Source organism: Acidobacteriota bacterium (assembly GCA_022340665.1).
GTDB lineage: Bacteria > Acidobacteriota > Thermoanaerobaculia > Thermoanaerobaculales > Sulfomarinibacteraceae > Sulfomarinibacter.
Map to the genome: position 1 here is coordinate 16170 of JAJDNM010000026.1, position 11448 is coordinate 27617.

Annotated in this window: 9 protein-coding genes; 6 read left to right on the top strand and 3 right to left on the bottom strand. The window is 64.0% G+C overall.

Features of this window, described 5'->3' with window-relative positions:
* Positions 1–17: 17 nt before the first annotated feature.
* The 3 genes from LJE93_03625 to LJE93_03635 all read right to left on the bottom strand — a co-directional run bounded on the left by LJE93_03625 (position 18) and on the right by LJE93_03635 (position 3604).
* The gene (locus tag LJE93_03625; GenBank protein MCG6947991.1) at positions 18–839 is read right to left on the bottom strand and encodes a transporter; all 822 of its coding nucleotides are present in this window, start codon (positions 837–839) and stop codon (positions 18–20) included.
* A 42-nt stretch (positions 840–881) separates the two neighbouring features.
* Positions 882–2735, bottom strand: coding sequence for an amidohydrolase (locus LJE93_03630; protein MCG6947992.1), 1854 nt, complete (start codon positions 2733–2735; stop codon positions 882–884).
* A 71-nt stretch (positions 2736–2806) separates the two neighbouring features.
* A complete protein-coding gene (locus LJE93_03635; protein ID MCG6947993.1) occupies positions 2807–3604 on the bottom strand; it encodes a TerC family protein in 798 nt (265 codons plus the stop codon).
* A 324-nt stretch (positions 3605–3928) separates the two neighbouring features.
* On the opposite strand from LJE93_03635, the gene LJE93_03640 reads away from it, so the two are divergent.
* The 6 genes from LJE93_03640 to LJE93_03665 all read left to right on the top strand — a co-directional run.
* Positions 3929–5248, top strand: a complete 1320-nt coding sequence (locus LJE93_03640) for an ATP-binding cassette domain-containing protein (GenBank protein MCG6947994.1) — start codon at positions 3929–3931, stop codon at positions 5246–5248.
* Complete coding sequence (locus LJE93_03645; protein ID MCG6947995.1) at positions 5245–5829, top strand: hypothetical protein; 585 nt, start codon at positions 5245–5247, stop codon at positions 5827–5829. Before LJE93_03640 ends, LJE93_03645 begins: the two co-directional genes overlap by 4 nt.
* Positions 5826–6947 (top strand): DUF2478 domain-containing protein, encoded by a 1122-nt coding sequence (locus tag LJE93_03650; protein MCG6947996.1) that lies wholly within the window; start codon positions 5826–5828, stop codon positions 6945–6947. Before LJE93_03645 ends, LJE93_03650 begins: the two co-directional genes overlap by 4 nt.
* Before the next feature lie 323 nt (positions 6948–7270).
* Complete coding sequence (locus tag LJE93_03655) at positions 7271–8791, top strand: hypothetical protein (protein ID MCG6947997.1); 1521 nt, start codon at positions 7271–7273, stop codon at positions 8789–8791.
* Between the two features lie 209 nt (positions 8792–9000).
* The gene (locus LJE93_03660) at positions 9001–10683 is read left to right on the top strand and encodes a hypothetical protein (protein MCG6947998.1); all 1683 of its coding nucleotides are present in this window, start codon (positions 9001–9003) and stop codon (positions 10681–10683) included.
* A 150-nt stretch (positions 10684–10833) separates the two neighbouring features.
* Positions 10834–11448, top strand: a 615-nt coding sequence (locus LJE93_03665; GenBank protein ID MCG6947999.1) for a 4Fe-4S binding protein, incomplete at its 3' end; no start/stop codon positions are given.

The following is an 11448-nucleotide window of genomic DNA, read 5'->3' on the forward strand; positions in this document are numbered from 1 at the left end:
CGATTTCTTCTCCGCGCTCATTTCGGATACAGCAAGGTGAACATGACCCGGAACGCGAAGCCTTCCGGTCCGTTGGCGGTGCTGTCCACCCAGTAGCGGACGCCGCCGCCGACGCTGGCGAGCTGATTGCCGAGCTTGACGACCTTTGTGGCCAACAAGTTGACCGGCACCGCCAGGCCGGCATCCTCCCAGTCATAGGTCGTTTCCGATTGGATGGTGTACGTCCAGGCGGTCGGCGTCGTGTAGGAGAGGAAGGGCTGAAAAAAGGTCGCATTCAGGTTGGGTCGGTCGTCGCTGCCGGCGATCGACCACATCTGGTTGGCCAGCGCGCCGTAAGTCCACGGCCCGTCCTGTTTCAGCGCCACGCCGGTCGGGCCGATGCCCCACTGGTCGGTGGTCAGCAGCTCGTCGGTTCCGGTGGGGAACAGAAAAACGGGCCCCGCCCCCCAGATCCAGCCGCTGTCGGTCGGGTCCTTGGGCGAGAAGAACACGCTCTGGACGACGTCACTGAAGCCCGTCTGACTGCCGGCGCCCGGGAAAATCTCGTCCTGGTGAACCAGCGGGACGATGGTCCGGCTGATCACGTTCCACTTGCTGTTCAACGTGATCGGGATGACCGGCTGAATATTCAGCAGCAGCTTCTCTCCGTCGTCGACCGGCCCGATATCCTGGTCCCAGTTGAGCTGCAGCGGCACGCTGATCAGGCTCGCGATCGGGTTGGCGAGCTGCTTGGCGAGGTCCTCCGTGCTGCCCTGCGCACTGGCGGGTGGAGCCGCCATCAGAGCGACGGCGGCCGTAAGAATCAGGGCGTGGCCAAGGGTCGTGGTTTTCATCCTCATCTTTTTCTCCCTACGCTGGCGAGTATTTCGGAGTGGAGTGGCTCAGCGGCTGTAACTGTACACCGTTTCGCCCTCTTTGATCGTCTCGATGACCTTGAGATCCCGCAGCGCCTCCGGGTCCACCTTCAACGGATTCTTGTCGAGGATCACGAAGTCCGCCAGCTTACCCTCCTCGATGGTCCCCTTGCGGTTCTCCTCGAAGTACTGCCAGGCCGCGCCCGCAGTGACCGCTCGCAGCGCCTCGTACGGCGTGATCGCCTGCTCCGGGCCGAGCAGCTTGCCACTCGAGGTGCGGCGGTTGACCGCCGACGACACGACGTTGAGGATGTCGATCCCGGCGACCGGGGCGTCGTGGTGGAGAGTCATCCTCATCCCTCGATCGAGGGCCGATCGCGCCGGATCGATGCGCGCAGCCCTCTCGGGGCCGAGGAAGATGTCGCGGTGCCGGTCGCCCCAGAACTCGACGTGGATCGGGAAGAACGACGGTACCAGCCCCTGGGCGGCGGCTGCGTCGAGCTGGTCCTCACGCATTGTCTGGGCGTGAATGATCACGGTCCTCAGGTCGGGCCGGGGCCGGTCGCCACGGACCTGCCCGACGGCCTCGAGCAGAATGTCGGTGGCGGCGTCGCCGTTGGTGTGGGCCAGGACCTGGACGCCGGCATCATCAGCCATCCTCAGGTAGGTCACCACCTGGTCGAGGGTCATGCTGGCGTAGCCGCGAAAACCGCGGTTCACCGGTTGCTCAGTGTGCGCTTGGATCGCTGCAGAGGAATCATCAACGCCCAGTACCATCTTGACGCCCGCGTCGGAGCTGCAGCGGTCTCCCTCCACCTCCGCGCCGCTCTCGGGCTGGACGTGGTAGGGCTCGCTGAAGTATGCGGTGTAGCCCTGAATCGAGCCGTCGAGGACGAGCTTGATGCCGCCCATACGGTATCGGCCATACTCCCGGCACGACGCCGCCACCTCGGCGAGAAATGCCTCGTCGGCCATCACGTACAGCGGATAGGAGACGATGTCGATGGGCAGCATGCCCGATGCGTAACCTTGCTCGAGGAGCTTCAGCATCGGCGGCAAGGCCGCTCCCTCCTGGGCGGTCGTGATCCCAGCTTCGGCGTACTTCGACAGGCCGTGGACGAGCATATCGAGCGCTCGTTCCGGCGACGGGGCGGGGATGGCGCCGAACATCGCCGCCATGGCGGTCTCCTCCAGAACGCCGTTGGGTTCGTTGCCGCCCGGTGAGCGCCGGATCTTCCCGCCTTCGGGGTCCGGTGTTTCCTCCGTGATGCCGGCGGCCTCGAGCGCACTGCTGTTAGCGGCCATCAGGTGGCCGCTGATGTGCATCAGCAGGATGGGGTGATCCGTGGACGCAGCATCCAGGTCCTCCCGGGTCGGATGGCGTTGCTCCTCGACCCCGGTGTCGTCGTAGCCCCAGCCAAAGACCCACGTTCCCGGCTCGGGCCGGGTTTTTTCGATCCGGTCGCGCAGCTTTCGCTGGATGTCGGCGATCGTCCGAACATCGCCTATGGGATAGGGATCGAGGTTGACCACCGAGAACTTCAGAGCCTGTTGTACGACGTGCGAGTGGGCATCGATGAACCCGGGCAGCATGGTCTTTCCCGCAAGGTCGATCTCGTCCGCCTTGCCCTTGAATCTCTGAATGGCCTCATCCTTGCTTCCGACGAAGACGATCTTCCCCTCGCGCTGGACGACGGCCTCGGCGTACTGCGGCTTGTCGCCGGCCATGGTGAGGATGTCGCCGCCGTAGAAGATCGTCTGGCGGAGCTTGTAGGGCCCCGCCTCGGGTGTGGCCTTGTCGTCGTCCACCGTCGGACCGGCGCAGCTGACGACCGCGCAGACCAGAGCGAGAGTGATTCCGACACGTGCCTGTGTGCTCATTACCTGCCTCCTTGGTTCTGGTCCGCGCAATATAACGCGGTGGAGGCGGCTCTTCAAGGCTGCAAAGACCCCTATTTCTTCCGCCGGTTCAGTTCCACCGGCGCCTTCTCCATCTTGCGTTCGAGCCAGTTCTGGTAGAAGTCGACGGAGAACATCAGCAGCAGGATAAAGATAGTGATCCACTGCGGGATGTAGGGGAACTCGCTGCCGTTGACCGTCAGGTGAGCAACGTGGCCGCCCTCGAGGAAGAGCACGAAGCCGATCAGCAGCAGCACGAAGAGGCCGAGGATCTCGAAGTCCGGGTTTTCGCGCATGAACTTGGCGATCGGGCCCGCGAAGGCGAGCATCAGTGCGACAGAGAAGATGACCGAGAGGGCCATCACCAGGTAGATGTCGGTCATGCCAACCACCGTGAGGATCGAGTCGACCGAAAACAGCAGGTTGAGCCCGACGATCGTTCCGAGCACCTTGCCGAAGGTCGCCGTGCCTTCGATCTCGTGCGCGACCCCTTTGATTTTGTGCCGCAGCTCCTTAACCCCGGACCAGATCAGGAATACTCCTCCGACCACCAACACCAGCGCCTTGACGCTGAGTGCACCGACGAAGTTGATGCCGAGAAACTCGAAATCGAAACTCGTAAAGGGCGTGCCGGCGTACTTCAGCACCCAGCTGACGAGCGCGAGCAGGATGAGGCGGAACATCATCGCCAGGATCAGGCCCCAGCGAACCGCCTTTTTCTGCTGTTCCAGCGGCAGCTTGCCGGCGAGAATCGTGATGATGATGAGATTGTCGGCGCCAAGCGCGATCTGCACCAGGGTCACCGAGAACAGCGCCGCCCAGAATCCGGGATCGAGGAGAAGGTCGAGCATTGCGGACTCCATTCGCTTCTATTTGTCGATGGGGGGAATGATACGCGATCCCGCAGGCCTGCTTGCTGTTTTTTGATGTTTGATATTGGATCTTCGATATTGGATGTTGGGTTCACCCACGGGGAGAAACAGCGGATGAATCGATCGCGATTCACCATCCGATATCCAACATCCAATATCCAACATCGAATATCCGACATCCAAAAAGGCCTGGGACTCGAGGCTTGAGGCTTGAGATTCAGGCTTGTTCGAATCCCGGGCCCCAAGCCTCAAGCCTCAGCCCTCCACGTTGACATCACTCCGCAGACCCGCTACTCAGAACGGGTGCTGAATCACGCAGACGCCGGCCACACGCTCGAAGCGAAGTCTCTTTCCGTGCGCCTGCCGGGCGTTGCCCGACCAGTTCTGCAAGATCTCGATCTGCGGCTCGATTCAGGCCAGGCGATCGGTGTCTGCGGCCGTTCGGGCGTCGGGAAGTCGACTCTGGTTCGAGCCATGGCGGGCCTCGTTCCGTGGTTTCATCCGGCCGAAATCGGTGGAGAGGTGGTTTTCGACGGCGAACCGATCGACGATCTCGACCCCGGCCAACGCGCCCATCTCATGGCAACATGCCTCGACCGGCCCGATGCCCAGCTCTTCCTGCCGACGGTCGAGCAGGAAATCGAGGCGGCGCGCCGCCTGCACGGCGCATCGGAGTTCCACGAACGGGCGGTGGCCGTTCTTGGAATCGACCGGTTGCCGTCGCGACAGATTAGCGAGCTGTCGTCGGGTCAGCGCCAGCGAATTGCGCTGGCGGTCGCCCTCGCCGGCTGCCCACGCCCGGTGCTGCTCGACGAGCCGACCGCCCACCTCGACAGGGACGGGGTCAACGTTTTCGGTTCGCTGGTGCGCGAAGGGCGAGAGCTGGGCGGCATGTTCATGGTCAGTGAACAGGCCGGCTGGCGATTGCACGGTGCTGTCAGCCAGTGGCACGAGCTGGCCGACGGAAGCCTTGCGCCGGGGCCGGATCCCAAGCTGCCAAAGCTGCCGTCGCCGTCCCCATGCGGAGAGCGAGTCGTGCTCTCGGCTCGCGGGCTGCGGGTCGAGCGAGGCGGGCGGACACTGCTCGCGAATGCCGGTATCGAGGTGCGGGAGGGCGAGGTGGTGGTGCTGACAGGGGCCAACGGCTGCGGCAAGTCGACCCTGGCCGAAGCTCTCTGCGGCCTGCGCCGCGCACAGGGAGGTGTGGTCGAACGAGAGGGCAGGGCGGCCCTCATGCTGCCTTCGTCGGAGCTCCAGCTCTTCGCGGGCTCGGTGGCGGACGAGGTAGCCGCGGCCGGCGCCCGTTCCGACGAATCGGCCAGGGTCCTGCGCAGGCACCGGTTGGAGCACCTCTCGGCCCGAGCGCCGTGGACGCTTTCGCGAGGTGAGCGCCAACGCCTCGTCCACGCGGCTCTCGATCTCCTGCAGCCGGAGATCATGATCGTCGACGAACCGGGCCAGGGACTCGATCCGCAGGACCTGGCGGCCTTCGTGCATCTGGTGCATCGCAGGGCGGAGAAGGGGAGGGCCTACATCATCATCTCCCATCGCCTGGAACTTGTGGCGGCGGCCCATCGCCACCTCCGGATAAGTGACGAAAGATTGATCGAGGCCGCCCCATGAAGGATGTGCGGCCGTGGACCTATGCGGCCCTCTTCGGCACGCTGTGGGGCGCCATCGAGGCGACTCTCGGCACCGTGCTATACCTGGGGAAGTTACCGCTGCGCGGCAGCATCATCGGCATCGCCGGTCTGCTGTGCCTGGTGTGCCTGCGCCGCCTCCAGCCGAAGCCCGGGGTCTGTCTCCTGGCTGGCGTCGTCGCGGTCTTCATCAAAATCTTTACCCTTGGCGGCCTCTATCCCGGTCCGGTGATCGGCATCGTGGTCCAGGCCCTGGCGGTGGAGATCGCGCTCACCGCAACCGGCGGTCGCGCCGTGGGCGCGGCGATCGGCGGGTTCTTCGCCCTCGCCACCAACCCGCTGCAGAAGCTCACCACGATGTGGGTCGTGACCGGGAGGGACGCGGTCCGCGGCTACATGCAGCTTCTCCAGGAGAGCGCAACGGCGATCGGCCTGGGAGGCCTCAGCCCGACGGTCATCGTCTCCGCAGTCGTCGTGGCCACCGGTGCGATCGGCGCGGTCGGAGGCTTGTGGGCTTGGCGGGTCGCGGGCCGTGTCGTGCAAAGGATCGGGAGGAGTCCGTGAAACGGGTGGCCGCCGTTGCTCTCGCCGTGTCCACGGTCATCGTGCTCTTCGGCGAACCGATCAACGCAGTGTGGGCGGCCCTGGTGGCTGTGGCCGCGGTGTGGGTCCTCGACCCGGTGGCGCTGCGTGCGGGGCTTCGTGTCGGCGCGGTCCTCGCCATCGTCTTCGCGGCCGCGGTGACGGCCGCCGTCGTGGCCTGGGCGGAAGGTCCGCAGCGTGGAGTGGAGCTCGGCGGCATGGTGCTGCTCCGCCTGCTGATCATGACCATCGCGGCCGGAGTGCTGGTCCGTTCAGTGAACGCCGAGAAAATCCTCCGCTTGACCGAGCGCTTGGGGCTCGAACGACTCGGCCTGGTCCTCGGTCTGGCGCTCAACTCGCTGCCGAGTCTGGCGCACGCGTCGGGTGATGTGTGGACCGCGGCCAGGGTGCGCAGCGACGGACCGTTGCAATTACTGCGGCGTGTTCCGAACCTTGGCGAGGTGCTGCTCTCACACACCGCCCGCATCGCTGAGGAGGCGTCCGCTGCCGCGTCTCTTCGTGGACACTCGGCCCTCACGCGCCCGGGCGGGAGGGTTTCAGGGGCCGTGCGAACAGTCGTTGTCACGGGGCCGCCCGGAGGGGGCAAGACCGATGTGGTGGCGGCCGTAGCCGGCCAGCTGCAGAACGAAGGGGTGCCGGTCTTCGGGTTCATCCAGCCGGGGATCCTCGAAGACGGCGAGAAGGTCGGATTTCGGCTTCGCGACGTGGCCACCGGGGACGAGGCCGTCCTCGCGACACGCGGCGAGCGGCGCGAAGGTGATTTCGGCACCCGCTTTCAGTTTACGGATGAAGGATTCCGGCTCGGGAGCCAGGCCCTGTCGCGGGTCGTGCCAGGGTCGGTTGTGATCGTCGACGAGCTCGGCCCGGTCGAGCTGCGCGGCGAGGGCCACATGCCGGCCGTGCGGAGAGCCCTGGCTGCACCTGGCCTCCGAGGCGCAATCATCGTCGTCCGCCGCGCCCTCGTGCCGTCCCTGCTCGATGAGCTGGACGCCTCGGATGCGGTGGTGATCGACGTCGAAAACGGCGGCCGGGGCTCGGCGGAGGAGATCGCCGCGGCTCTGCTGAGCTCGTCGAGCTGAAGCGAGGAAGTTCGCGGTCATCTCGCGATCGGGCCGTGGTGGGGGGAGCACGTCGATATGGGTGGGTCGAGTTGCCGGGGGAAATGGTGTGTTCATTTTGGCGCATCATTTTTGAGAGAGGTAATCATTTCGCATCTCATTTTTGACATCTGGTGTCCTCGTTCATATCGTTGAATATGTACCGATTGGTGGAATTATCCACAGAATGGCGCGCGCGGGACGGCCGAAGTGTTGGTCCCGAGGAAGCTCCCTCCCGCGGCTTCGGCGAGGGCGCGCAGCACGCGCCGTCCGACCGATGACCACATCGGCGAAGGGAGATGGAGATGCCACGAGGAATCAGTTCGGCGTTCGCCTGTCTCGCATTAGCCCTGTCATGCGCCGCGGTGGTCGAGTCGCAGGACTTCTCCTGCACCAACTGTTTCTCCGAGACATCGGCGGGCGAAAGCCACAGCTGCGCCATTCGCGAGGACGGTTCGTTGACCTGCTGGGGGTATGACTTCTTCGGCCAGTCAACGGCTCCGACGCTCGATCCCGAGTGGTACGACGTCGTCCAGGTCTCGTCGGGCGGTTATCACACCTGTGCCGTGGTCGACTGTACGCCTCCTCCGGGCCAGTTCTGTGTCCTCGGCAACGGTTGGTGCTGGGGAGATGACGATGACGGCCAGGCTTCACCGCCGTTCGGCGCCGTCTTCGACCACATCGCTGCCGGACGCTACCACTCGTGCGGGCTCACGACCGAAAACCAGGTCCGCTGCTGGGGCAACGACGACTACGGGCAGGCGACCGATCCGTCCCTGCCGAGCGACCGCCAGTTCACTCAGATCTCGGCGGGTGGCTATCACAACTGCGGCATCATCGAGTGCCTGCCGATGCATGTCTGTTTCTGGCCGACGAATGTCGAATGCTGGGGCTCCAACGGGTGGGGTCAGACGACGTTGACCGGCCTGGCGAACGATTTCGTCCAGGTATCGGCGGGCTGGTACCACAACTGTGGGGTGCGCGAGTCCGGTGCGGTAGAGTGCTGGGGCCGGGACGACTACGACCAGTCGACGCCACTCACGAGGTTTCTGTTCCAGTCGGTATCGGCTGGTGGCTTTCACAGCTGCGGCCTGACGACCGGAGGCACGGTGGCTTGCTGGGGCCGCGACGACTTCGGCCAATCGAGCCCGCCGAAGGGCACTTTCACATCCGTGTCGGCCGGCGGTTTTCATACCTGTGCCGTGCGAACCGACGGTTCGGTGGCCTGCTGGGGGGCCGAAAGCTACAACCGGTTGATTCCTACCGCGGGCCTGTGCGGGCTGTTCGACGCCGACTTCGAGGTCGGCGGCGACTGCCGCTGGAGCAACGGCAGCACGCCGTGCTGGACCTACGATTGTGACGGCGACGGCAGCGTCTCTGCAAACTCCGATAGCCACTGCCTGCCGTCACCACCGCTGAGCGCACCTCCGGAGTGCCCCTTCCCGGGCGGTATTTGGATCGACCAGACGGCGGCGTGCGGCACCTATGACTGCGCGGACGAAAACCCATTCGTGTTCTCGGGCCAGACCGAGTACTATCCGGTGCCCTACACTCCCGACGACGGCACAGACGCCGATCGCTTCGACTTCGACTGCGATGGCGTCGAGGAAAAGCAGTACGACCGCCTCGCCACCAGTCTCTGCTGCGCGACGGTCGGGGGCCCATGCTTGGCGGTGGAGGGGCCGGGTTGCGATCTGCCGGGCTGGGACACGGCGACGGTCTCCGGGGTTCCGGCGTGCGGCGAGACCGCCGACTTTCTGACCTGCGAAACGACCCAGTCCGGCTGTCTCGAAACGGTCATCCAACAGACCCAGTCCTGCCGCTAGGGCCGCCGCCAGCGGAAAACAGGCGAACGGTAGTTCTCTGCTCAGAGCGATATGGGCTCATTTGCGAATTCTCAGGATTGATTCTTTTCCTGAACGATTCTTTTTATGCAGGTTTACGTTTTGAGATTCACTGAGCTGCGGTGATAGAATTCGGACATTAGAGGAGTCTGCCAGAACGAAAAAATTGTGAGGATGCAAAGGAGGCGGATGTGTATTTCAACGTGAAGCTCGTCCGTGTGACGGCGCATGTTGTGTTCGCGGTAGTGGTGTCGTTTGTCTGGACACTCCCTGCAGGCGCGCAGTGCTACGACTTGACGTTGCCTGGTCCTGCGATGACATCGATCACCATTGGACACCCGGACACTGGCTTGGTGCTGATGCCCCTGGCCGACATTTCTCTGAAGTCGTTCACCTTCAACAACCAGGGGCTTGCGGACACGGTATATCTCCAGCGAGTTTCGGACGGGGCGGTGCTGTATTCAACTGCGACCCCGGCAGGATCACCCGCCCACACCGTGGAGGTGGATTGGGACCTCCTGTACGGGGAAACCTACCGGCTTCTTGCAACTGACCCAAACAATGGACGGTATACGACGTCACCAGGTTTCCCATACAGCAACTCCAACCTCACGGTCCAAGGCACTTGGGCGTACAATGAATTGAATACCACTTGGTGGTTCCACTTCACCGGCCTGAGGACCGAGTGTTCCGTGTGTACGCCCAGCGAGGTTTCGGGACCGGCCTTGACCGGAACCGTCGGTAGCTGGCCAGACTCCGGCCTCTCCCTGACGGCGACTGCGAACACCACGCTGAGATCGTTCAGATTCCTGAACAACGGTACGCACGCAAGGATACTGCTCATTCGGGAGTCCGACGAGCAGGTGCTCTACGGGGTGACGACACCAGACGGTGAGAGCGACTACGTGGTGGTCGTGGACTGGAACCTGCTGGCCGGCGAAACCTACCACCTGGTTTCCGAGGAATCAAGTAACGGCAAGTACGCCAACTTCTCGAGTTTTCCGGTTGTCGACGGTGATCTCATTGTCAACGGCGCCTGGAAGGGAGGCGTCCTGGACACCAGCTACTGGTTCAAGTTCACGGATCTGAATACTCGTTGCGGGCCCTGTCCGTTCGATACCATCAAAGGTCCGGGCTCGTTCACCAACCCCGTCGCGGGCCACGCGGAATCGGGCCTCTCGATCACCGCCAATGTCGACACCATCCTGAGGCGCTTCACTTTCAACAACCAGGGCGCCCTCGATACGGTGCGTCTCGTCCGCGAGAGCGACTCCGTGACCATCGGCCAGGTGCAGACTCCGGCTGCCGATACGGCCTACCACGCGGTCGTGAACTGGCCGATGGAGGCGGGCCAGACCTACCACCTGGTGTCCGTCGCCGAAAGTAACGGGCGTCACCGCCCGTTGACTGGTTGGCCGTACAGCAACACCATAGTCACGGTCAACGGCTCCTGGTATGACGGCGGGCTGAGCACCGGATATTGGTTCACCTTCACCAATCTCCTCATGACCTCCGACTGTGGCCTCTTCGAGTTCGACTTTGAAGAAGCGGATCTCTTCGACTGGTCACGGACTTCGGGTGCGGACTGCGGAGGCTGGGAGTGGAACGGCGCCTGCTGGTACACGTCCGCGGCCGTCGCCATGACCTGCAACCAGGTGTGCAGCACGCGCGGTGGGTTCGACGTCGCCGGTTCGACTCATACCGGCAACAGGGTGGGGATCCACTACTGGCCGGAAAAGGCCTTCGGCAGCCTCTGGCAAGCAATTGAGTGCTCTTCGATCGACAACAACAAAAACTGGGGTGCGAGCGGATCATTTCCTAGCGGCGCCTATAGCCATCCCCAGTGCTACGTCAACTGCGCCTGCAACAACTGAGGTGCTGACAGCGGTGGACTGAGCGAAGACCCGCGTTTCGAGGGTCGGCATATTGCCGCCCCTTGCTCTTTGCGCGGGAATGACCCTCCCATGACACTCCGCTTGACCCCGGTCAATGCAAGGGTCCGCGCTCTGCGACACTCTATCCCCGTGAAGAAGGTCCTGTCCCTCCGCCGCGCTGTCCAGTGGGCGATGACGGTGATCACCGTCGTGATCGGCATTCAGTTTTCGCTGTGGGTGATGCCCCACCTCGAGGGCCGCTGGCCGACCGTCTCGCGGCCGCCGGGAGTCGAGGCATTCCTGCCGATCGACGGCATGATGGGCCTCCGCCACCTGTTGCACGAGGGGACCATCGATCCCATCCACCCGGCCGGCCTCGCCATCTTCCTCGGCATCTGCCTGATGTCCCTGGTGGTGGCCAAGTCCTTCTGCTCGCACATCTGTCCGGTCGGCCTTCTGTCGGAGCTTCTCGGCCGCCTCGGCTTCCGCCTCATCGGCACGACCCTGACCCCGCCGAAGTGGCTCGACATTCCGCTGCGCAGCCTCAAGTTCCTGCTCCTGGGCTTCTTCGTCTGGGCGATCTGGTTCGCCATGGACCCGCACGCCGTCGAGGCCTTCCTCGCCAGCCCCTACGCCAAGATCGTCGACGCCAAGATGTGGCTCTTCTTCGCTCAGCCGACCCGCCTGACGATCGCAGTCCTCGGCGTCCTCGTCGTCGGCTCGGTCTTCGTCCGCGACCTGTGGTGCCGCTACCTCTGCCCCTAC

Bases quoted from the DNA above. Each gene is read 5' to 3' on its own strand.
- LJE93_03625 (MCG6947991.1), bottom strand. From the start codon at position 839: ATGAGGATGAAAACCACGACCCTTGGCCACGCCCTGATTCTTACGGCC.
- LJE93_03630 (MCG6947992.1), bottom strand. From the start codon at position 2,735: ATGAGCACACAGGCACGTGTCGGAATCACTCTCGCTCTGGTCTGCGCG.
- LJE93_03635 (MCG6947993.1), bottom strand. From the start codon at position 3,604: ATGCTCGACCTTCTCCTCGATCCCGGATTCTGGGCGGCGCTGTTCTCG.
- LJE93_03645 (MCG6947995.1), top strand. From the start codon at position 5,245: ATGAAGGATGTGCGGCCGTGGACCTATGCGGCCCTCTTCGGCACGCTG.
- LJE93_03655 (MCG6947997.1), top strand. From the start codon at position 7,271: ATGCCACGAGGAATCAGTTCGGCGTTCGCCTGTCTCGCATTAGCCCTG.